The sequence below is a fragment of the Sinorhizobium sp. M4_45 genome (assembly GCF_002885915.1).
In the GTDB taxonomy this organism is placed as follows: domain Bacteria; phylum Pseudomonadota; class Alphaproteobacteria; order Rhizobiales; family Rhizobiaceae; genus Sinorhizobium; species Sinorhizobium meliloti_A.
Map to the genome: position 1 here is coordinate 239,048 of NZ_NWVE01000005.1, position 21,302 is coordinate 260,349.

At 63.4% G+C, this 21,302-nt stretch carries 18 protein-coding genes; 10 read left to right on the forward strand and 8 right to left on the reverse strand.

The window, feature by feature from the left end; genetic code table 11:
• Positions 1 to 2 precede the first annotated feature (2 nt).
• Both hisC and CN933_RS16385 read left to right on the forward strand, forming a co-directional pair.
• Positions 3 to 1,058 (forward strand): histidinol-phosphate transaminase, encoded by a 1,056-nt coding sequence (hisC, locus tag CN933_RS16380; RefSeq protein ID WP_018097425.1) that lies wholly within the window; start codon positions 3 to 5, stop codon positions 1,056 to 1,058.
• Between the two features lie 114 nt (positions 1,059 to 1,172).
• The gene (locus tag CN933_RS16385) at positions 1,173 to 1,814 is read left to right on the forward strand and encodes a LysE family translocator (RefSeq protein ID WP_018097426.1); all 642 of its coding nucleotides are present in this window, start codon (positions 1,173 to 1,175) and stop codon (positions 1,812 to 1,814) included.
• Positions 1,815 to 1,836: 22 nt separating this feature from the next.
• Here the strand turns inward: CN933_RS16385 and CN933_RS16390 are convergent, their stop codons facing one another.
• The 4 genes from CN933_RS16390 to CN933_RS16405 form a co-directional block, all read right to left on the reverse strand.
• The gene (locus CN933_RS16390) at positions 1,837 to 2,625 is read right to left on the reverse strand and encodes an SDR family oxidoreductase (RefSeq protein WP_018097427.1); all 789 of its coding nucleotides are present in this window, start codon (positions 2,623 to 2,625) and stop codon (positions 1,837 to 1,839) included.
• Positions 2,626 to 2,641: 16 nt separating this feature from the next.
• Entirely contained in the window at positions 2,642 to 4,129 is a 1,488-nt protein-coding gene (locus CN933_RS16395; protein WP_018097428.1) for a sugar ABC transporter ATP-binding protein, read from the reverse strand.
• A 26-nt stretch (positions 4,130 to 4,155) separates the two neighbouring features.
• Positions 4,156 to 5,088, reverse strand: coding sequence for a substrate-binding domain-containing protein (locus CN933_RS16400; RefSeq protein WP_020487502.1), 933 nt, complete (start codon positions 5,086 to 5,088; stop codon positions 4,156 to 4,158).
• Positions 5,089 to 5,214: 126 nt separating this feature from the next.
• Entirely contained in the window at positions 5,215 to 6,189 is a 975-nt protein-coding gene (locus CN933_RS16405; RefSeq protein WP_018097430.1) for an ABC transporter permease, read from the reverse strand.
• A 208-nt stretch (positions 6,190 to 6,397) separates the two neighbouring features.
• Here CN933_RS16405 and CN933_RS16410 point away from each other — a divergent pair, with 208 nt between their 5' ends.
• The 5 genes from CN933_RS16410 (at position 6,398) to CN933_RS16430 (ending at position 11,528) form a co-directional block, all read left to right on the forward strand.
• Positions 6,398 to 7,207: a transketolase gene (locus CN933_RS16410; protein WP_018097431.1), complete on the forward strand. Its 810-nt coding sequence runs from the start codon at positions 6,398 to 6,400 to the stop codon at positions 7,205 to 7,207.
• Positions 7,207 to 8,175, forward strand: a complete 969-nt coding sequence (locus CN933_RS16415) for a transketolase family protein (RefSeq protein ID WP_018097432.1) — start codon at positions 7,207 to 7,209, stop codon at positions 8,173 to 8,175. Before CN933_RS16410 ends, CN933_RS16415 begins: the two co-directional genes overlap by 1 nt.
• Before the next feature lie 78 nt (positions 8,176 to 8,253).
• On the forward strand, positions 8,254 to 9,723 hold the full coding sequence (locus CN933_RS16420; protein WP_018097433.1) for an FGGY family carbohydrate kinase: 1,470 nt from the start codon (positions 8,254 to 8,256) through the stop codon (positions 9,721 to 9,723).
• Between the two features lie 23 nt (positions 9,724 to 9,746).
• The gene (locus tag CN933_RS16425; RefSeq protein ID WP_018097434.1) at positions 9,747 to 10,697 is read left to right on the forward strand and encodes a sugar-binding transcriptional regulator; all 951 of its coding nucleotides are present in this window, start codon (positions 9,747 to 9,749) and stop codon (positions 10,695 to 10,697) included.
• A gap of 45 nt (positions 10,698 to 10,742) precedes the next feature.
• Complete coding sequence (locus tag CN933_RS16430; RefSeq protein WP_018097435.1) at positions 10,743 to 11,528, forward strand: SDR family oxidoreductase; 786 nt, start codon at positions 10,743 to 10,745, stop codon at positions 11,526 to 11,528.
• Between the two features lie 82 nt (positions 11,529 to 11,610).
• Here CN933_RS16430 and ispG read toward each other — a convergent pair whose 3' ends face one another.
• The 3 genes from ispG to CN933_RS16445 all read right to left on the reverse strand — a co-directional run bounded on the left by ispG (position 11,611) and on the right by CN933_RS16445 (position 15,109).
• On the reverse strand, positions 11,611 to 12,864 hold the full coding sequence (ispG, locus tag CN933_RS16435; protein WP_018097436.1) for a flavodoxin-dependent (E)-4-hydroxy-3-methylbut-2-enyl-diphosphate synthase: 1,254 nt from the start codon (positions 12,862 to 12,864) through the stop codon (positions 11,611 to 11,613).
• 184 nt (positions 12,865 to 13,048) lie between these two features.
• Positions 13,049 to 14,239, reverse strand: coding sequence for an MFS transporter (locus CN933_RS16440; RefSeq protein ID WP_018097437.1), 1,191 nt, complete (start codon positions 14,237 to 14,239; stop codon positions 13,049 to 13,051).
• Between the two features lie 72 nt (positions 14,240 to 14,311).
• Positions 14,312 to 15,109, reverse strand: a complete 798-nt coding sequence (locus tag CN933_RS16445) for a DeoR/GlpR family DNA-binding transcription regulator (RefSeq protein ID WP_018097438.1) — start codon at positions 15,107 to 15,109, stop codon at positions 14,312 to 14,314.
• A gap of 252 nt (positions 15,110 to 15,361) precedes the next feature.
• On the opposite strand from CN933_RS16445, the gene CN933_RS16450 reads away from it, so the two are divergent.
• From CN933_RS16450 to CN933_RS16460, 3 genes are all read left to right on the forward strand, one after another.
• Complete coding sequence (locus CN933_RS16450; RefSeq protein ID WP_018097439.1) at positions 15,362 to 16,135, forward strand: amino acid ABC transporter substrate-binding protein; 774 nt, start codon at positions 15,362 to 15,364, stop codon at positions 16,133 to 16,135.
• 145 nt (positions 16,136 to 16,280) lie between these two features.
• Positions 16,281 to 16,961 carry an amino acid ABC transporter permease gene (locus CN933_RS16455; RefSeq protein ID WP_018097440.1) on the forward strand — a complete coding sequence of 227 codons (681 nt, stop codon included), beginning with the start codon at positions 16,281 to 16,283 and terminating at the stop codon, positions 16,959 to 16,961.
• Positions 16,958 to 17,719: an amino acid ABC transporter ATP-binding protein gene (locus CN933_RS16460; RefSeq protein ID WP_018097441.1), complete on the forward strand. Its 762-nt coding sequence runs from the start codon at positions 16,958 to 16,960 to the stop codon at positions 17,717 to 17,719. The genes CN933_RS16455 and CN933_RS16460 overlap by 4 nt, the downstream gene beginning before the upstream one ends.
• A gap of 15 nt (positions 17,720 to 17,734) precedes the next feature.
• Here CN933_RS16460 and pyc read toward each other — a convergent pair whose 3' ends face one another.
• Positions 17,735 to 21,193: a pyruvate carboxylase gene (gene pyc, locus CN933_RS16465; RefSeq protein WP_102761826.1), complete on the reverse strand. Its 3,459-nt coding sequence runs from the start codon at positions 21,191 to 21,193 to the stop codon at positions 17,735 to 17,737.
• Between the last annotated feature and the right edge of the window lie 109 nt (positions 21,194 to 21,302).

The following is a 21,302-nucleotide window of genomic DNA, read 5'->3' on the forward strand; positions in this document are numbered from 1 at the left end:
TCATGAGCAAATTCTGGTCGCCGATCGTGGCCGCGCTGAAACCCTACGTTCCCGGTGAACAGCCGCGCATGGCCGATCTCGTCAAGCTCAACACCAATGAGAGCCCCTATGGGCCCTCGGAAAAGGCGCTGGAGGCGATCCGGGCGGCGGCGGACACGGATCTCCGCCTCTATCCGGATCCCGTCGCTCTCGGGCTGCGGGAGACGATCGCCGCGCGCCACAAGGTATCGGTCGGGGAGGTCTTCGTCGGCAACGGTTCCGACGAGGTCCTGGCACACGCTTTCGCCGCGCTGCTGAAGCACGACGGGCCGCTGCTTTTTCCGGACATCTCCTACAGCTTCTACCCGACCTATGCGGGCCTTTTCGGCATCGAGGCGGTGGAGGTGCCGCTCGACGCCGCATTCCGCATCGACATCGCCGATTATCGCCGTCCCGCGGGCGCGGTCATCCTGCCGAACCCGAACGCCCCCACCGGCATCGGCCTGCCGCTTGACGATATCGAAAGGCTGGTGGCCGAGCATCCCGATCAGCCGGTGGTGATCGACGAGGCCTATATCGATTTCGGCGGCGCATCCGCAATCGCGCTCGTTCCGAAATACGACAACCTGCTCGTCGTTCAGACCTTCTCCAAGTCACGCGCGCTGGCCGGCCTGCGCGTCGGCTTCGCGATCGGCCAGCGCCCGCTGGTCGAGGCGCTGGAGCGCGTCAAGGACAGCTTCAACTCCTATCCGCTCGGACGCACCGCCCAGGCGGGTGCAACGGCTGCGATGAAGGACGAGGCATGGTTCGAGGCTACCCGCGGCAAGATCATCGCCTCGCGGGCGAAGCTGACGAGCCAACTCGAAAAGCGCGGCTTCGAGGTCCTGCCGTCGCAGGCAAACTTCGTCTTCGCCCGCCACCCCCGACATGCGGGCCGGACGCTGGCGGCGAAACTGCGCGAAAGGGCTGTGATCGTCCGCCATTTCGCCAAGCCCCGAATTGCGGATTTCCTGCGCATCACCATCGGCACCGACGCGGAATGCGCCAAGCTGGTCGCGGCACTCGACGAGATTCTGTAAGGCAGCACAGAATTGGGTGCTGCAGCAAAATGCTGCAGGTGGTTACGGCCAACCTCCCATTGGCATCAACGGGGGCCTCGGCTACTGTCCCCGCAAGGACAATCGGACGCCGTCATGCTGGACCTTACGCCCTATCTGCCGCAGCTCCTCGTCGCCTGGACGGCCTATGTCATCGCCGTTGCCTCGCCGGGGCCCGCGGTTCTGGCGATCATCGCCACCTCGATCAGCCGGGGGAGAAGCGCAGGCCTCGCGCTCGCCTTCGGCGTGCTGAGCGGCAGCTACACCTGGGCGATGCTGACGGCTTCCGGCCTGTCGGCCCTGATCCGGACCTATGGCCAGGCGATCATCGTCCTGAAGATCGCCGGCGCCTGCTACCTGTTCTGGCTTGCCTATAATGCGCTGAGAGCGGCGATGCGGGGCGACGCCCGACCGTCCGCCCTTCGTGTGCCCCCGACTTCCTCGCTGAAGAAGCTTTACCTCAAAGGCCTCGGGATCCACCTGACCAATCCGAAGGCGATCTTCGCCTGGATGATGCTGGTTTCGCTCGGAATGCCGGAGGGAGCGCCGGTCGGCGTCACCGCCGCCTTCATCGTCGGCTGCATGCTGATCGGTCTCGTGACCTTCTGCGGCTTCGCGATCGTCTTCTCGCTCGCGCCGGTCCATCGGGCCTATCTGAAATCGCGGCGGATCATCGAGAGCCTGATGGCGGGCTTCTTCGCCTTTGCCGGCTTCAAGCTTTTGACGGCGCGGCTTTGATTGGAGCTCCTGCCCGGCGATTTCACCAGCAGCAGAAGCCGCCATCGACGAGAAGATCGACGCCGGTTACGAAGCTCGCCGCATCGGACAGGAGAAAAACGGCCGGGCCGACCATTTCGTCCACGCTCGCCATGCGCTGCATCGGCGTCTGCTCCTCAAAGAGCTTGGTCTGGTGCACCATTTCCGGCCGGGTGTTCATGGGTGTTGCCGTATAGCCCGGGCTGATCGTGTTCACGCGGATGCCGCGGTCCACCCACTCCATCGCCATTGACTTCGTCATGTGGATCACGCCCGCCTTGGAGGCGTTGTAGTGGCACTGGTTGAGACCGCGATTTACGATGACGCCGGACATCGAGGCGATATTCACGATCGAACCGCGGCCGTTCTTCAACATGGCGCGTGCTTCCGCCTGGCAGGAAAGGAAAACACCTTTCAGATTGATGTCCATCATCGTCTGGAATTGACTTTCCTCCATCTCCTCGGCCGGATTGGCATTGGCGATGCCTGCAGCGTTAAGCGCGAGGGTCAGCGGGCCCAGTTCCGCTTCCGTACGCGCAACCGCGTCGTTGAGCGCCGCACCGCTGGTGACGTCTGCGGCGATCTGGATGCTGCGACGTCCCGCCTTTTCGATGAAACCGGCCGTCTTCGCAAGACCATCATCGGTGCGGCGGTCGAGCAGCGCGACATCGGCACCGCACTGGGCGAGTCCCATGGCGATGCGTTGGCCGATACCGCTGCCCGCGCCGGTCACGAGAGCGACGTTTCCGGAAAGATCGAACAATTTCGGCGCGTCGAGACTGATTTGAGACATATGAATGGCTTCCTGCTTAAGTCGTTGCGAGTTCCATGACCGAAACGTCGTTCGCATCGTCGCGATTCAGGATGCCGGCTTGCCTGCCCTGTGCCATGACCAGGATGCGGCTGGAGACGCCGAGCACCTCCTCGAGATCCGAGCTGACCACGATGACCGCGACGCCTTCGCGAGCCAGATCGATGATGAGATCGTAGATCGACGAGCGGGCGCCCACGTCGATGCCGCGCGTCGGCTCGTCGAGCACGACCACCTGCGGCTTGCGCGCCAGCCATTTGGCGAGCACCACTTTCTGCTGGTTGCCGCCGGAAAGCTCTCCCGCACTCTGCCCGCCGCGGCCCTTTACCCCGAACTTCTTGATGCAGTCCTCGGCGAACTGCTGGACACGGCGCGACGAGATCCAGCCGCCGCGGGAGATTTCGCCGAGATTGGCATAGCCGATGTTTTCCGAAATCGAATGATCGAGCACGACACCCTGGAGCTTTCGATCCTCCGGCACGAGAACGATGCCATTGCGGATCGCATCGATCGGCGAGCGGGGCGTAACGGGCCTGCCGTGCAGCAGGACCTCGCCGCCGGAGATGGGGTCGGCGCCGCTGATGGCCCGTACGAGTTCGGTCCGGCCGGCTCCCATGAGGCCCGCAATGCCAAAAATCTCGCCCTTGCGAACCGAGAAGCTGATATCCCGGAAGGCGTTGGACGGGGACGAGAGCTTTCGCACCTCCAGTGTCACTTGGTCCGTCGGCGCCGGAAGAGCCGGAAACATGCGCTCGAGGGAGCGCCCGACCATGGCCTCGACGATCGTGCGTATCGGTACGTCGCCACTCTCGAACTCCTGCACCTTGGCGCCGTCGCGCATCACGACGATGCGGTCGGCGATCTGGCGGATTTCCTCCAGACGGTGCGAAATGTAGATGATGCCGACACCCTCCGACTTCAGCCGTTCGATTTGCTGGAAGAGAAGCTGGCTCTCCTCGCCGCCGAGCGCGGCTGTCGGTTCGTCGAGGATGAGGAGGCGCGCATTGAGCGTCAGTGCCTTTGCGATCTCGATGAGCTGCTGCTTGCCGGTCGAAAGCCCCTCGACGAGGCGATCCGGCGAGATATCGAGACCCAGCCGGTGAAGGCCGCTGCGCGCCCGGTCTTCCATCGCCTTGCGATCGATCCGACCCGCCTTCATCGGGTAGCGACCGACGAACACATTCTCTGCGATGGAGAGCTTCGGAAGTAGTTTCAATTCCTGATGGATCATGCCCACCCCCTCGTTCAGCGCAGCACGGGGATCGGCGGGGGCATAGGCCCTCCCCAGCCAGGTCATCTCGCCCGCCGAGGGTTGCACGGTGCCGGAAATAATGTTCGACAGGGTCGATTTTCCGGCACCGTTTTCGCCAAGCAGCGCCACGACCTCTCCCGGATAGATATCGAGATCTACACCGTGGAGAACCTTGATCGGACCGTAGGACTTCTGGATTCGACGGAGCGACAGGATTGGAGAGCGGGTCGTCATGGCGCTGGTGCCTTTCGGCTATCAGGTTACGGGTGGTTCTTTACGAATTCCGGAGCGTTGTCGCAGGTCGTCAGCACGGCATTGGGCGTCTGACGTTCTTCGACCTTCTCGCCCGCCGCAACGGCAAGCGCGGATTCGACGGCAAGAACGCCCATCTTCTGCGTGCTCTGCGTGGCGGTGGCGATGAACGGCCCCTTGCACTTGGCGAGGTATTCCAGGGCCGAGACGTCGCCGTCATAACCGCCGATGATCACCTTGTCCGAGAGATTGGCGACGTCGACCGCCTTGGCCGCCCCCATGGCGAGACCGTCGGCCTGGCCGAAAATGATCGTGATGTCCGGATTTGCCTGCAGCATGTTCTGCGCGATCGAGAAGCCTTCGTCGGCCGACCACATGTTGCTCCACTGCTGATCGACCAGCTCGACACCCTTGTTCTCGTCGATGGCGCGCTTGCAGCCGGTAAAGCGGTCTACTTCGGGCGTCGTGCCCTTCTGTCCGTGGATGATCGCCATCTTGCCCGAGCCACCGGCCTTCTCGATGATGTGCTTGCAGACAGCGTAGGCCGATTCGACGCTCTCGCCGGCGATGAAGGTGTCGCCTGGTGCGCCATCCGGAACGCGATCGACGTTGATCACCGGAATGCCGGCTTCGCGGGCAAGGCGGGTCGGCACGGCAGCGGCCGCGGCACCGGCCGGGATATAGATGAAGGCATCGATGTCCTGGATCATCAGGTCCTGCACCTGGCTGACTTGCGTGTTGGTGTCGTTCTTCGCGTCGACGACGACTACTTCGAGGCCCTTTTCCCTGGCGTGCTTTTCGACCCCGAGCTTGATCTGGTTGAAGAAGTCGGCCTGGAGGTTCGGAACGGCAAGGCCGATCTTCTTGACCTCGGCGGCGGATGCGGGAAGCGCAAGGCCCGAAGCGGCGGCTGCCGCCATCAGCAGTGTGGAAAGTTTCATGGTTTCTCCTCCGAGTTGCCCGGTGGCGCCCTGCCCTCGCAGGAAGTCACCTTCTCCTTTTCCGGCCTGCACCATTGCTGGCCGTTTTCAGCACCCCGCCGCACCTCGGCAGCGGGGCGAAAGTCGTTATTTCCGCTTTCGGTAGGTTTCTGCCGTGACGGCGAGCACGATGACGGCACCGATGATCACCTGCTGCATGAACGGAGACACGCTCAGCAGGTTGAGACCGTTTCGCAGGACACCGATGATGAGCACGCCGATAATGGTGCCGCCGATCCCGCCGGTGCCGCCGGAAAGCGAGGTACCGCCGATGACCACCGCCGCGATGGCGTCGAGCTCGTAGGATACGCCCGACGACGGCTGGACCGAGTCGAGACGAGCCGCGAGCACCATGCCGGAAAGGCCCGCGAGGAAGCTGCAGACGACATACACGAGCACGGTCGCGCGCTGGACGTTGATGCCAGCAAGGCGTGCCACTTCGGCATTGCCGCCGATGGCGTAGAGCACGCGCCCGCCATGCCGGTAGCGCTGGTAAAGAAGCCCCACGATGAAGACCACGATCATCACGGCAACCGTCAGCGTCAGGAAGTCGCCAAAGCGCACGATGGCCATCATGTTGAACCAGGCCGGAAAGCCTATGATCTGCTGGCCGTCGGTAATCATGTTCGCAAGGCCGCGCGCGATCGACATCATCGCCAGCGTCGCGATGAAGGCCGGTACGTTGAAGCGCGTTATGAGGAGGCCCGCGACGAGGCCGTTTAGCGATGCGGCGGCGAGCGCCAGGGGAATAGCGAGCCACATCGGTACGCCGGCCACCACGTTGAGGTAGCCGAGCACCATCATCGCAAGCGCCATGACCGAGCCGACCGCAAGGTCGATACCTCCGATCAGGATGACGAAAGTCATGCCGACGGCCATGACGCCGAGCACCGTAATCTGGTCGAGCACATTGAGGAAATTCCGCACCGATAGGAACTTGTCCGTTGCGAAGGTGAGGAAAAGGCACAGCACGATGAGCCCGATCAGCGGGCCGGTCGCGCCCTTCAGTGACGGAAGCTGCCTCACGGCAGTCCCTTGCTTCTCTTGCACTGCAGCCCGCATGCGTCGTCCTCCCGCATAATCCGCCTCCTGACCGGCGGTTGGCATATTTATTCATCACTGTGTGTAAATGCGTACATGACAGATCGTGGGCGTGTCAATACGACCACGCCGTGAATTTTCATGGGGTGCGAAACGCATTTTCGCTTGACTTGCCGGATCGAGATGCAAGTATACGTGCAATCGCATAATTATTCATCAAGAGGATTTCATGCAGCCGAACGATCTCGACCGCATCGCTCGACAGATCCGCCTTCGCGATCTGCAAGCGGTTTTCGAAGCCGGCGCCGGCCACATCGGCGGGGAGATGTCCGCCATCGACATACTGACGGCACTCTATTTTCGCGTGCTGCGCATCCGGCCCGAACAGCCGAAGCATCCGGAGCGCGACCGTTTCGTGTTGTCGAAAGGCCATGTGGCGCTGGCGCTCTATGTGACGCTGGCCCGGCGAGGCTTCATTCCGGAGGAAGAGATCAGCACATTCCTGAAGCCTCATTCGCGTCTCAACGGGCACCCGAACTGTACCAAGGTACCGGGTGTCGAGACCAATACCGGCCCGCTCGGCCATGGCCTTCCGGTGGCGGTCGGCATGGCGAAGGCCGCAAAGGTAACAGGCGCGAAATACCACACCTATGTGTTGACCGGTGACGGCGAGATGCAGGAAGGATCCAACTGGGAGGCTATCGCGTCAGCCGCGCAGTTCGGACTCGACAACCTGACCCTGATCATCGACCACAACCGCTTCCAGCAAGGCGCGACTCTGAAGGACACCAACAACCTCGCCCCATTCCCCGCCAAACTCGAAGCCTTCGGCTGGGATGTGACCGAGATCAACGGGAACGCCATGGACGAAATCGTTCCGGCGCTGGAAAAACGCGGCGAGCGCCCACACTGCATCGTCGCCCATACCAACAAGGGCCATGGTATTTCCTTCATGCAGGACAAGGTCGATTGGCACCACAAGGTGCCGAATGCCGAACAATACGAGATTGCCGTGGCTGAGCTCTCGGAGGCGCTGTGATGAAGGACGTGATGACCTCTCCCAAACTGCATGATTGCCGCGACGCCTTCGTTGCCGTGTTGGAGCGCCTCGGCGCGGAGAACCCCAGGATCGTGGCCGTCTGCAACGATTCCGTCGGCTCCTCGAAGCTCGGCGGCTTCAAATCCAAATGGCCCGAACGGCTGGTCAATGTCGGGATCGCCGAACAAAACATGGTTGGCGTCGGCGCCGGCCTTGCCAATGGCGGGCTGCTGCCCTTCGTCTGCGGCGCCGCATGCTTCCTCACTGGCAGGTCGCTGGAGCAGATCAAGGCCGACATCGCCTATTCAAACGCAAACGTAAAGCTCATCGGCATTTCTTCCGGCATGGCCTATGGCGAGCTTGGGCCGACGCACCATTCCATCGAAGATTTCGCCTGGACCCGCGTATTGCCCAACCTTCCGGTCATCGCGCCATGCGACTCGATCGAGACCGCCGCGGCCGTCGAATGGGCCGCCCGCTATGACGGTCCGGTCTTCCTGCGCCTGTCGCGCGTCGGCGTTCCGGACCTGCTGCCGGCTGACCACACATTCGAAGTAGGCAAGGCCAACCTGCTGCGCGACGGCGACGCGATCACCCTCGTCGCCAACGGCACGGTGTCACACCGCATGATGAAAGCCGCCGATCTGCTGGCGGCAGAGGGCATAGAGGCACGCGTGCTGAACATGGCGACGGTCCGTCCGCTTGATATCGATGCCGTCGTGGCCGCCGCTCACGAGACCGGCGCGATCCTGACGGCGGAAGAGCACTCCACCTTCGGCGGCCTCGGTTCGGCCATCGCCGAGTTCGTCGTGGCCGAAGCCCCCGTGCCGATGAAGATTCTCGGCGTTCCGGGCATCTTCGCGCCTACCGGATCGGCGGAATTCCTGCTTGACGAGTTCGGCATGTCCCCTGCCGCCATCGCCGAAGCGGCCGTTGCATTGATCGCACGGAAGCCTTCCCGCGCATGATCACGCGCGATTAGATTTTTCGTGCCGGGCGCGGCAATCCTCCTGCCGCGCCCACAATTCCTGCCTGCCGGAGCCGCCATGACGACTGCCATTCTCGCCATCGACCAGGGCACCACGAATTCCAAAGCCGTGCTCGTTTCGACGACCGGGGAGATCCTTTCGCGCGGCGCATCTCCGGTCGGCATCGAACATCCGCAGCCTGGCTGGGTGGAGCAGAACCCGCTTCGCATCTGGGAATCGGTTCTGGAGGCGATTGCCGCGTGCCTGGAAACGGGACCTTGCGCCGACATTCTCGGGATCGCGATCTCCAATCAGCGCGAGTCGGTCACCGTCTGGGATGCCGTGACGGGCAAGCCGCTCGGCCCGGTGGTCAGCTGGCAATGCCGCCGCAGCGCGCCTGCTTGCGCCGAACTCACCGTCGCGGGCCATGCCGAACGCGTTCAGGCGCTCACGGGTCTCCCCATCGACCCAATGTTCCCCGGTCCCAAGATGAAGTGGCTGCTCGATCGCGTGCCGGCAGGCCGCGAGGTCCGACTGGGCACGATCGACGCTTGGCTGATCCATTGCTTCACGGATGGCGCGATCCATGCCTGCGATGCCGCCAATGCCGCGCGCAGCCAGCTTTACGACCTCAACCACCAAGTCTGGAGCGACGAGCTTTGCGACTTGTTCGGCGTGACGAAGTCCGCCCTGCCCGAGGTGCGCGACAGCGCCGCCCGCTTCGGCGTGACGAAGAATGTGCCGGGGCTGAAGGACGGCATCCCGATCGCCTCGGCGATCGGCGACAGCCATGCCGCGCTTTTCGGCCATGGCGCCTTTAATCCCGGCGACGGCAAAGTGACCTTCGGCACCGGCTCGTCGGTCATGACGACTCTGCCTCGCTTCATCGCACCCCAGCAGGGCATCACGACCACGATCGCCTGGTCGATCGCCGGCCGGCCGACCTATGCATTCGAGGGCAATATTCTCGTTTCGGCCGCAGCCCTCCCCTGGATGACCGAAATGCTCGGCCTTTCCGATGTCCAGGCCCTGATCGATCTCGCCGCCACCGCCGAGCCGGGAGGGCCGGGTTTCGTGCCGGCTTTCGTGGGTCTCGGTGCGCCCTATTGGCAGGCCGATGCACGAGCACTGTTTTCCGGCATCACCTTCAACACGACACGCGCCCAGATGGCGCGTGCGGTCACGGATTCGATGGCCTTCCAGGTCCATGACGTCTTCAAGGCGATGTCCGCGCAATCGCCGACACCGCTCGGCCGTCTCTATGCGGATGGCGGGCCGAGCAAGAACACCTTCCTGATGCAATGCGTCGCCGATACTCTAAGCCACGTCATTATCCAATGCGACGCGCCTGAGGCCTCCGCTCTTGGCGCGGCCTATCTGGCGGGTCTCTCGCTGGGCGTCTGGCCCGATCTCGCCGCTGTCGCTTCCCTGCCGCGCGCCGGCAATCCCCTCCTCCCGCGCGTATGCGACGCCACAGATCGCCTTGTGATTTGGCAGGACGCAATCTACCGCTCGACCGTGCGAGGTCCGTCGATTATGAGTGAATAAAAATTCACTGCTGGAGGACCCCAATGGGACGGCTCAACGAGCTTCGACTGATCGCCCGCGTTGCCCAGATGTACCATATCGAAAGCAAGAGGCAGGCGGAGATCGCCGAGATCATGCACATGTCGCAGGCGACGGTTTCGCGCATGCTGAAGCGCGCCGAGCAGGAAGACATCGTGCGCACGACGGTCATCCCCCCGGCCGGCACCTTTGCGGATCTGGAAACCGCGCTGCGAGAGCGCTACGGCCTGACCGAAGCCATTGTCATAGACTGTTCGGAGGATCGCGATGGGGCGATCATGGCTCGTATCGGCGAGGCGGCCGCCCATTTCCTCGAAGTCACTCTGAAGCAGGACGAGATTGTCGGCGTCTCGAGCTGGAGTCAGACCATTCTGCGCATGGTCGACAACATCCACCCGTTGAAGAACGCCAAGGCCAAGTACATCGTTCAGATCCTCGGCGGCATGGGCGACGCCTCGGTGCAGACCCATGCCACGCAACTGACCGCGCGCCTCGCAAGACTCACCGGCGGCGAGCCGAGACTGCTTCTCGTCCAGGGCATCACCTCCTCACGCGAGGCGAAACTCGTCATGCTCGCCGACCCGGTCGTGCGCGAAACAATGGACCTCTTCGGCCGCCTTAGCCTTGCCATCGTCGGCATCGGCGCGGTGGAACCATCCGAGCTGCTCGCCCGCTCCGGCAACACCTTCTCCCGCCAGGAAATGGCGATGCTGCATGAGGCAGGGGCGGTTGGCGAGATTTCCTACCGGTTTTACGACAAGGACGGAAAGCCGGTCGAAACTCCGCTCAACGACCGCGTAATCGGCATCTCGCTCGAAGACCTGCGCAGGACCGACCGCGTCATGGCGCTCGCGGGCGGAGAATCCAAAACTCAAGCCATCGCCGGCGCGCTTAAACTGGGCGTTATCGATGTGCTCGTCACCGACAAGTTCACAGCAGCTCGGCTCACGGCCTGATCCGGCGATCAGTCTTGGCCCGTTGCGCATATGGAGGAAAAAACCATGAGACGTTTCGCAGGCCAAACGGTTTTCGTCACCGGCGGCAACAAGGGAATCGGGCGCGGCATCGCCAAACGCTTTGCCGAAGAGGGAGCAAAGGTCGCCATCGCCGCAATCGAGAAGGATACGTCCGCGGCGGCCGAGACACTGGCTGAGGAGACCGGCACCGATGTGATCGGACTGACGCTGGATGTAACCGACGTCCGAGCGGTTCAGGAAGCCTATGGTGAAGCCGAGGCGAAGCTGGGCGCGGTATCCGTATCCGTCCAAAACGCAGGCGTCATCACCATCGCCAAGGTCGAAAACCTCACCGAGCGCGAGTGGGACCTCAATCTCGACGTGAACACCAAGGGCGTCTTCCTCTGCTGCCAGGAAGCCATTCGCCGCTTCCGCGCCAGCGGAACCAAAGGGCGACTCATCAACACCGCCTCCGGCCAAGCCCGCCAAGGCTTCATCTATACTCCGCACTACGCCGCCTCGAAATTCGGCGTGGTCGGCTTGACGCAGAGCCTTGCCAAAGAACTCGCTGGCGAGGGCATCACAGCCAACGCAATTTGCCCCGGTATCATTCACACCGAGATGTGGGATTACAATGACCGCGTCTGGGGTCAGATGCTCGGTGAGTACGGCCCCGGCGAACTGATGGCCGAGTGGGTCCGCGGCATCCCTATGGGGCGCGCCGGAACGCCTGCCGAAGTCGCAGCGCTGGTCGCATTCCTGGCCTCGGAAGATGCCGCCTACATCACAGGTCAGACGATCAACGTCGATGGCGGCTTGATCATGTCGTGACGTTCAGCCCATCCGATGGGATGACGGCGCGCGTAATCTGACGCGCGCTATCAGATCGTCGGAAAGCGAAGGCGCCGCCTGGTCACTCCGCGGCCGCCTGGCCGTGGCCGAAGCGTTTCTCGATATAATCGGCGACGAGCAGCTGAAAGTCCTCGGCGATCTTCGGTCCGCGCAGCGTCAGCGCCTTCTGCCCGTCGATAAAGACGGGTGCGGCCGGCATTTCCCCGGTTCCAGGAAGCGAAATACCGATATCGGCATGCTTGCTCTCGCCGGGGCCGTTGACGATGCAGCCCATCACGGCAACCTTCAGCGCCTCGACGCCCGGATATTTCTCACGCCAGACCGGCATGCTCGCGCGGATATCCTCCTGGATCTTCTGGGCCAGTTCCTGGAACACGGTCGAGGTGGTGCGGCCGCAGCCCGGACAGGCCGCGACCACCGGAATGAACTGACGGAAGCCCATCACCTGCAGAAGCTCCTGCGCCACCTGCACCTCGCGCGTGCGGTCGCCGCCGGGCTCGGGCGTCAGGGAAATGCGGATGGTGTCGCCGATGCCCTGCTGCATCAGAATGCCGAGCGAGGCGGAAGAGGCGACGATGCCCTTGGTGCCCATGCCCGCCTCGGTGAGGCCGAGATGAAGCGCATGGTCGGAACGGGCGGCAAGCATCGCATAGACGGCGATCAGGTCCTGCACGCCAGAAACCTTGGCGGACAGGATGATGCGGTTGCGCGGCAGGCCCAGCTCCTCTGCAAGTTCCGCCGAGAGAAGCGCCGACTGCACGATCGTCTCGCGCATCACCTGCTGTGCCGTCAGAGGGGAGCCATTCGCCTGGTTCGCGTCCATCAGGCGCGTCAGCAGTTCCTGATCGAGCGAGCCCCAGTTCACCCCGATGCGCACCGGTTTGTCGTAGCGGATCGCCATCTCGATGATTTCGGCGAACTGCTTGTCCTTCTTGTCCTTGAAACCGACATTGCCGGGATTGATGCGGTATTTGGCAAGCGCCTCGGCACAGGCCGGATGATCGGCGAGCAGCTTGTGCCCGATATAATGAAAATCGCCGACGAGCGGCACGTCCATGCCGAGGCGCAGGAGCCGCTCGCGGATCTTCGGCACGGCCGCGGCGCTCTCGTCGCGATCGACCGTGATGCGCACCAGTTCCGAACCTGCCTTGTGGAGTGCGGCCACCTGCGCCACCGTCGCATCGATATCGGCCGTATCGGTGTTCGTCATCGACTGGACGACGACCGGAGCACCACCGCCGACGATCACGCCGCCGACATCGACGGCGACCGAGGCGCGGCGCGGCTGTGGCTCGAAATCGAAGGCAGAAGACATGAAGGCCTCTTCTTGGGTCCGTTGCTGCAGAGCGGAACGCGCACGGACCGCCCGATACTTTCACTTTTCAGGTGGCGAAGGAACGCCCGCTTGTCAACGGCAACATCACGCGCTGACGGCGAATTGATGGCAGCGGCTACGCGAGCAGTCGCTTGCGCCAGTCTGCGCCCCGCCCGAAGGACGATCACCCCTTGCCATGATCCGCATGAACGGCGTGATGCGAAAGCAGCAGCACCACGATGAACAGCACGGGGACACAGGCGAAGATGATCGCGAAGCCGCTGTGTTCCGCGATGAAGCCGATCAATGAGGGCGCAAACAGCATGCCGGAATAGCCCATGGTGGTCGCGACCGACAGCCCGATGCCCGGCTGCAGACCCGGCATATTGCCGGCGGCCGAAAAGGCGATCGGCACCATGTTGGAAATGCCGATGCCTGCAAGCGCAAAACCGAGGATCGCGAGAACGGCATTGGGAGCGAGACCGGCCAGCACCATGCCGACGAGAGCGGTCACGGTGCAGATGCGCAGGGTCAGAGTGGCGCCGAGCCGGTCGCGCACGTGATCGCCGGCAAAGCGCATCGCCGCCATGGTCCCCGAGAAGGCCGCAAAACCGAAGCCTGAAAGCTCGACGGAGGCGCCGAGTTCATCCTTCAGATAAAGTGCACCCCAGTCGAGAACGGCCCCCTCGGGCACCATCGAGAAAAGCGCCATGATGCCGATCAGCCAGGGCAGCGGTGTCATCGGCAGCCTGAGCTTCTCTTTGGTTGCCGCATGATGCGGCCGGTCGGCAAGGATCATCGGCCAGGCAACCGCGAGTATCGCAAGGCACAGACAGGTGACGACGATCGCATGCGGCAGCACGCCGAAGCGGGCCATCAGAAAGCCGCCGATCCCGGCGCCGATCAGCCCGCCGAGGCTCCAATAGGCATGGCACGAGGACATGATTGCACGGCGCATCGACTTCTCGACCTCGACGGCATTGGCATTCATGGCCACATCCATCGCGCCGACGAAGCCGCCGAGCAGGAACATGCCGAGTGCTGCCGTCCACAGATCCGGCAGAAGCGTCAGAAGGAGAAGCAGCGGTGAAAGGATGATCGCCGTGACCTTGACCACCTTCTGCGAGCCGAGACGGGCGATGAAGCCGCCGGCAATCGGCATCAGCACCAGCGAGCCGATGCCGAAACCGAGGATGAGAAGACCGAGAACGCTCTCGCCGATGCCGAGGCGCTCCTTGAACTCCGGGATTTTCGGCGCCCAGCTTCCGGTGACGAAGCCGTTCATCAGAAACAGGAGAGACACGGCTAGCCGGTTTTTCGACATGTAGCCCTGCCGGCCAACGGCTTTCTGGGCGGAATCTGTACGCTGATCCATGGGTTAACCTTCCGCTGCCGGATCGTCCGGCTCAATTGGTAATTTCGATGAGATTGCCGTCGGGATCGCGGATCACCGGATAGGCTCCTTCGCGAGAACGACGTTCGCCCCCCGCGCCGTGAAGGCCGCGACATGGGCTTCCGGCGCATCCGCCTCGAGAACGAGCGTGGAGGCACCGTCTATGGCGACCACCGGATGCGGCGCAGCGGTACCGAGCTTGTCGGTCGTGACGGCCGCAAGCAGGGCGCGGCTCCTGGAAGCGATCAGCCGCTTGAATTCCGCATCCTCGAAGTGGAAGGCGGTCAGCCCTGCTTCGGCATCCGCACCGCAGGTCCCGAGTATCGCGAGATCGGGCCGCAAGAGCTCGGCGTCGCGCTGCGCCCGCGCACCGACCGCCGCGCCGACAGCGCGGTTCAGCGGCCCGCCCACCAGAATGACTTCGATGCCCGGCTTCTCCATCAAAGCCGCCGCGATCGGCGGCGTATTGGTGATGATCGTCGCGGGGAGGTCCGGTCCGATCGCCTGCGCAATCGCCAGATTGGCAGAGCCGGCGTCGAGGAACACGGTCATGCGCGGCCTTAGAAAGGCGACCGCAACCTGCGCCAGCGCCGCCTTCCGTTCGGGCGCGCGCGATATCCGGCCCACGAGCGAGCCTGCGTCGGGCGCAACCGGCAACGCTCCGCCATAGACGCGCTCGCAAAGACCGGCGGCGGCCATTTCGCGCAGGTCGCGGCGGATCGTGTCTTCCGACACGCCGAATTCGCGCGCGAGATCGGCCGCAAGCACCCGGCCCTCGGTTCTGAGCCTTTCCTGGATCAGACTCTTTCTCTCTCGCAGCAGCAGATCGATGGACATCCTGAAACCGTGCATAATCGTGCATGAATCGATGGAAACGTGATTATCACTCCCGACCACGGCTTTCAATCCCGCCTGCCGCAAAACTGCAGGCACGCAACGGAACATTTCACGCCGCAGCGTTTTCGGTAGGAATCGGCCATCTGAGGAAAAATCTTCATCGAAACCGTTCGGAATTGGTCTTTTATACGCTTGGAAACTGGCGGGTTTATGCGAAATTCGCTGCAATCCGGATGACGGGCCGGAGAACCAGAACTGGAAACAACCATGAAACTCCTTCCGACGCTTTTTGCTGCCGCCCTCCTGCAACTCGCCGCCTTCGTTCCCGCTGAGGCGGGGCAGAACCTGGACGAGGTCAAGTCCGCAGGCGTGCTGAAGATCGGCACCGAGGGCACTTACGCCCCCTTCACCTATCATGACGCGAGCGGCGCTCTCGTCGGCTTCGACGTCGAGATCGGTCAGGAAGTCGCCAAGCGCCTCGGCGTGAAGCCGGAATTCCTGGAAGGCAAGTGGGATGGCCTGATCGCCGGCCTCGACGCAAACCGTTACGACGCGGTCATCAACCAGGTCGGCATCACCGAGGAACGCAAGAAGAAATACGACTTCTCCGAACCCTATATCGCCTCCAAGGCGGTGCTGATCGTCCGCGGCGACGACGAGGAGATCAAGGACTTCGCCGACCTGAAGGGCAAGAAGTCCGCACAGTCGCTGACCAGCAACTTCGGCAAGCTCGCGCAAGCCTCGGGCGCCGAGCTCGTCGGAACCGACGGTTTCGACCAGTCGATCCAGCTCGTGCTGACGGGCCGGGCCGACGCGACCATCAATGACAGCCTTTCCTTCCTCGACTTCAAGAAGCAGAAGCCGGATGCGAATGTGAAGATCGCCGCCGAAAAGCCCGATGCCGATTATTCGGGCATCATCATCCGCAAGGGCGAGCCGGAGCTGCTCGAAGCGATCAACAAGGCGCTGGCCGAGATCAAGGCCGACGGCACCTATGAGAAGATCTCGCAGAAATATTTCGGCGCCGACGTTTCGAAATAGGGCCTGCGGAAGCGCGACCGGTCGAACAACCGCCCCCGCTCTTCACGTTGCACGGATGTGGGCTTCACACCTTTCCCCATCCTGCTTATGAATCGCGATCCGTCCCGGCATCCGGGACGGATCGCGCGTTTTGAAAGGTTCTCCCTTGCCCCACTGGCTTCAACTGATGGCGGATTCGTTGCCGGCCCTGCTCTGGGCGGGGCTGATCTTCACGATCCCGCTAACGCTCCTCTCCTTCACCCTCGGCCTGGCTCTCGGCCTCGTCACCGCCGTCGTCCGGCTGTTTGCTCCGGCTCCTTTCGCGGCCGTGGCCCGGTTTTATGTGTGGGTCATCCGCGGCACGCCGCTGCTCGTGCAGCTCTTCGTCATCTTCTACGGCCTGCCGAGCATGGGCATACTGCTCGACGCCTTTCCCGCAGCGCTGATCGGCTTTACGCTCAATATCGGCGCCTACAGTTCCGAAATCATCCGCGCGGTGATCTCGTCGGTTCCGAGGGGGCAGTGGGAAGCGGCCTATTCGATCGGCATGAGCTGGAGCCAGGCGATGCGCCGGACGATCCTTCCGCAGGCGGGCCGCGTCGCCGTTCCGCCGCTGTCGAACACCTTCATCTCGCTCGTCAAGGACACCTCGCTCGCCGCCGCGATCACGGTGCCGGAGCTATTCCAGACGGCGCAGCGCATCGTCGCCACCAGTTATGAACCCTTGGTCCTCTACATCGAAGCCGCCCTGATCTATCTTGTCATGAGTTCCGTCCTTTCGGCGCTGCAGGGGAAACTGGAGCAGCGCTTCGCCCGCTATGGCGGCTTCCTGGAGGCGCGCGCATGATCGAACTCTCCCACATCGTCAAGCGCTTCGGCACCAACACCGTGCTGAACGACATCAGCGTCTCGCTCGCGGAAGGCAGCGTGACTGCGCTCGTCGGACCGTCCGGCGGCGGCAAGAGCACGCTGCTGCGCTGCGTCAACCTGTTGGAGATCCCGACGGCGGGGGCAATCCGCCTCGGCGACGAGCGGCTCGAATTCGCGGAAGGCCGGAAGGTCGGCTGGCAAGCGATCCAGAGACTGCGCCGTCAGACGGGAATGGTGTTCCAGAACTTCCAGCTTTTCCCGCACCAGACGGCGATCGGCAATGTGATGGAAGGCCTCGTCACCGTCCTCAAGTGGCCGGCCGACCGGGCCCGCACCCGGGCGCTCGAGCTGCTGGAGAAGGTCGGCATGGCGCATAAGGCGGATGCCTGGCCGGCCACGCTATCCGGCGGCCAGCAGCAACGCGTCGCGATCGCCCGGGCACTTGCTCCCTCGCCGCGCGTGCTCCTTTGCGACGAGCCGACCTCGGCGCTGGATCCGGAACTGGCGGAAGAAGTGGTGGAGGTCCTGAGCCGCCTTGCGCGGGAAGGCACCACGATGATCATGGCCACCCACGACCTTCGCCTCGCCTCCCGCGTCGCCGATCACGTCGTCTTCCTGGATGGCGGCGTCGTCGTCGAAAGCGGTCCCCCGCGCAAGATCTTCTCGACGCCGGAGCGCGAGCGGACGAAGCGGTTCATCGCCTCGCTGAGCGCGCCGATGAGCTATGACATTTGAGGTATCGGGCGGTGCCTAACCCCCGAACACGACCAGCAGATCTTTCGCATCGATCTGATCGCCGGCCCTGACGAGCACCTCGGAAATCACCCCGTCCTTCTCGGCATGAAGCGCCGTCTCCATTTTCATCGCCTCGATGGAGAGCAGCACGTCTCCGGCCTTGACCGATTGGCCGGAGACCACCGCGACGGTCGAGATCACGCCCGGCATCGGCGCGCCGAGATGGGCGGCGTTGCCGGCTTCCGCCTTGCGGCGGACGGCGGCCGAGGCGCCGCGATTGCGGTCGGGCACCTTGATGGACCGCGGCTGGCCGTTCAATTCGAAGAACATCTTGACCATGCCCTTCTCGTCGATCTCGCCCTGCGCCTGGTTGAGGATGACGAGCGTCTTGCCCTTTTCGATGTCGGCGAAGAGTTCCTCACCCGGCGCCATACCGTAGAAATAGGCGGGCGTCGGCAGCACGCTGACGGGGCCGTAGGTTTCGCAGGCCACCGCATAATCGGTGAAGACCTTCGGATACATGAGGTAGGAGGCGAACTCGAAATCGGTCACTTCACGGCCGAGCTTCTCCTCGATGCCCTTGCGCTCGGCGTCGAGATCCGCGTCTTCGAGAAGCGAGCCCGGACGGGCGTCATAGGGCTCTTCGCCTTTGAGCGCCTTCTTCTGCAGCGCCTCCGGCCAGCCGCCCGGCGGTTGGCCGAGATCGCCCTTGAGCATGGAGACGACCGATTCCGGGAAGGCGATGTCCTTGCCCGGATTCTCGACATCGGCGACCGTCAGATCCTGGGAGACCATCATCAGCGCCATGTCGCCGACGACCTTGGAAGACGGCGTCACCTTGACGATATCGCCGAACATCCGGTTGGCGTCGGCATAGGCCTGCGCCACCTCGTGCCAGCGGGTCTCGAGGCCGAGCGAGCGGGCTTGTTCCTTCAGATTGGTGAACTGGCCGCCCGGCATCTCGTGCAGATAGACTTCCGAAGCCGGTCCCTTGAGGTCGCTTTCGAAGGCCGCATATTGATGGCGTACCGCCTCCCAGTAGAAGGAGATGCGGCGGATCCATTCCGGATCGAGGCCCGGGTCGCGCTCCGAGCCGGACAGCGCCTCGACGATCGAGCCGAGGCAGGGCTGCGAGGTGTTGCCGGAGAGCGCGTCCATCGCCGCATCGACGATGTCGACGCCGGATTCGACCGCCGCGAGCACGGTCGCCGCCGCAATGCCCGAAGTGTCGTGGGTGTGGAAATGGATCGGCAGATCGGTCGCTTCCTTCAGCGCCTTGAACAGCACCCGGGCGGCGGCCGGCTTCAATAGCCCGGCCATGTCCTTGACGGCGATGATATGGGCGCCGGCCTGTTCCAGCTCGGCCGCGAGCGCCGTGTAGTATTTCAGGTCGTATTTCGGCCGGGCGGAATTGAGGATATCGCCGGTATAGCAGATCGCCGCCTCGCAGATCCTGTCCTCCTCGGCCACCGCATCCATCGCGACGCGCATGTTCTCGACCCAGTTCAGGCAGTCGAAGACGCGGAAGACGTCGATGCCGCCTTTCGCGGCCTGGCGGACGAAATATTTGACGACATTGTCCGGATAGTTCTTGTAGCCGACGCCGTTGGCCCCACGCAGAAGCATCTGCAGGAGCAGGTTCGGCGCACCCTCGCGCACCATCGCCAGCCGCTCCCACGGGTCCTCTGTCAGGAAGCGCATCGACACGTCGAAGGTCGCGCCGCCCCAGCATTCGAGCGAGAAGAGGCTCGGCAGCGCCCGCGCATAGGTGCCGGCGATGCGGGCGATATCGTAGGTGCGCATGCGGGTGGCGAGCAGCGACTGGTGGCCGTCGCGCATCGTCGTGTCGGTGATCAGCACCTCCGGCTGAGCCTTGACCCATTCGGCGAATTTTTTCGGGCCGAGCTGATCGAGGCGCTGCTTCGTACCGGGCTTCACCTCGCCGCCGATGAACGGCACGACGGGCGCGGCGATATCGTCGGAGGGCTTCGGCCGGCCCTTGACTTCGGGATGGCCGTTGACGGTGACGTCGGCGAGGTAGGTGAGAAGCTTGGTGGCGCGGTCCTGGCGCTTGACCTGCTGGAACAATTCCGGCGTCGTGTCGATGAAGCGCGTCGTATAGCTGTTATCCTGGAACTTCGGGTGGCTGATGATAGCCTCGAGGAAGGTGAGGTTGGTCGCCACGCCGCGGATGCGGAATTCTCTCAGAGCACGGATCATCCGCTGGATCGCTTCGCCCGGGTTCGGCGCCCAGGCGGTGACCTTCTCGAGCAGCGGATCGTAGTAACGGGTGATCACCGCCCCGGAATAGGCCGTGCCGCCGTCGAGGCGGATGCCGAAGCCGGTGGCGCCGCGATAGGCGGTGATGCGGCCATAATCCGGAATGAAGTTCTGCTCCGGGTCTTCCGTGGTGATGCGGCACTGCAGCGCATGGCCGTTGAGGCGGATGTCCTCCTGGCGCGGCACGCCCGATTCCGGCGCACCGATGGCGAAGCCGTCGAGAATGTGGATCTGCGCCTTGACGATGTCGATGCCGGTTACGACCTCGGTGACCGTATGCTCGACCTGGATGCGCGGATTGACCTCGATGAAGTAGATCTTGCCGGTGTCGGAATCCATCAGATACTCGACGGTGCCGGCGCCGATATAGTTGGTCGCCCGGGCGATCTTCAGCGAATAATCCGCGAGTTCCTGGCGCTGCGCATCATCGAGATAGGGCGCCGGCGCCCGCTCCACGACCTTCTGGTTGCGACGCTGGATCGAGCAGTCGCGCTCGAAAAGATGGACGACGTTGCCATGCGTGTCGCCGAGGACCTGGCTTTCGACGTGCCGGGCACGCTCGACCAGCTTTTCGAGATAGACCTCGTCCTTGCCGAAGGCGGCCTTGGCCTCGCGCTTGGCCTCGGTCACCTCGCGGATCAGGTCCTTGGGGTCGCGGATCGCCCGCATGCCCCGGCCGCCGCCGCCCCAGGACGCCTTGAGCATGACCGGATAGCCGATCTCCTCGGCCAGTCGCTTGATCTCTTCCGGATCGTCCGGCAGAGGCTCGGTCGCCGGTACGACCGGAACGCCGATCGAGATCGCCAGGTTGCGGGCCGCGACCTTGTTGCCGAGCTGGCGCATCGTCTCCGGCTTGGGGCCGATGAAGGTGATGCCGTTTGCGGCACAGGCCTCGGCGAATTCCGGGCTTTCGGAGAGCAGCCCATAGCCCGGGTGTATGGCGTCGGCGCCGGACAGTTTGGCGACGCGGATCACCTCGTCGATCGACAGGTAGCTCTCGATCGGCCCGAGGTCGCGGGGAAGGTGCGGCCCGCGTCCGACCTGATAACTCTCGTCCGCCTTGAAGCGGTGCAGCGCCAGCTTATCCTCCTCAGCCCATATCGCGACCGTTTTAAGCCCCAGCTCATTGGCCGCGCGGAAGACGCGGATGGCGATTTCGGAACGGTTGGCAACAAGGATCTTGGAAATGGACAAGTCGGACTCCTCATAGACTTGGACACGCGGGAATGCTGCACCCGCGAAAAGAACTATTAGCGAGTCAAGGAATGAAGCGCAATTTCAGATGCGACACGAATGCTGACCC

Coding starts and splice junctions, on each gene's coding strand:
- hisC (WP_018097425.1), top strand. CDS start 3: ATGAGCAAATTCTGGTCGCCGATCGTGGCCGCGCTGAAACCCTACGTT.
- CN933_RS16385 (WP_018097426.1), top strand. CDS start 1,173: ATGCTGGACCTTACGCCCTATCTGCCGCAGCTCCTCGTCGCCTGGACG.
- CN933_RS16390 (WP_018097427.1), bottom strand. CDS start 2,625: ATGTCTCAAATCAGTCTCGACGCGCCGAAATTGTTCGATCTTTCCGGA.
- CN933_RS16395 (WP_018097428.1), bottom strand. CDS start 4,129: ATGACGACCCGCTCTCCAATCCTGTCGCTCCGTCGAATCCAGAAGTCC.
- CN933_RS16400 (WP_020487502.1), bottom strand. CDS start 5,088: ATGAAACTTTCCACACTGCTGATGGCGGCAGCCGCCGCTTCGGGCCTT.
- CN933_RS16405 (WP_018097430.1), bottom strand. CDS start 6,189: ATGCGGGCTGCAGTGCAAGAGAAGCAAGGGACTGCCGTGAGGCAGCTT.
- CN933_RS16410 (WP_018097431.1), top strand. CDS start 6,398: ATGCAGCCGAACGATCTCGACCGCATCGCTCGACAGATCCGCCTTCGC.
- CN933_RS16415 (WP_018097432.1), top strand. CDS start 7,207: ATGAAGGACGTGATGACCTCTCCCAAACTGCATGATTGCCGCGACGCC.
- CN933_RS16420 (WP_018097433.1), top strand. CDS start 8,254: ATGACGACTGCCATTCTCGCCATCGACCAGGGCACCACGAATTCCAAA.
- CN933_RS16425 (WP_018097434.1), top strand. CDS start 9,747: ATGGGACGGCTCAACGAGCTTCGACTGATCGCCCGCGTTGCCCAGATG.
- CN933_RS16430 (WP_018097435.1), top strand. CDS start 10,743: ATGAGACGTTTCGCAGGCCAAACGGTTTTCGTCACCGGCGGCAACAAG.
- ispG (WP_018097436.1), bottom strand. CDS start 12,864: ATGTCTTCTGCCTTCGATTTCGAGCCACAGCCGCGCCGCGCCTCGGTC.
- CN933_RS16440 (WP_018097437.1), bottom strand. CDS start 14,239: ATGGATCAGCGTACAGATTCCGCCCAGAAAGCCGTTGGCCGGCAGGGC.
- CN933_RS16445 (WP_018097438.1), bottom strand. CDS start 15,109: ATGCACGGTTTCAGGATGTCCATCGATCTGCTGCTGCGAGAGAGAAAG.
- CN933_RS16450 (WP_018097439.1), top strand. CDS start 15,362: ATGAAACTCCTTCCGACGCTTTTTGCTGCCGCCCTCCTGCAACTCGCC.
- CN933_RS16460 (WP_018097441.1), top strand. CDS start 16,958: ATGATCGAACTCTCCCACATCGTCAAGCGCTTCGGCACCAACACCGTG.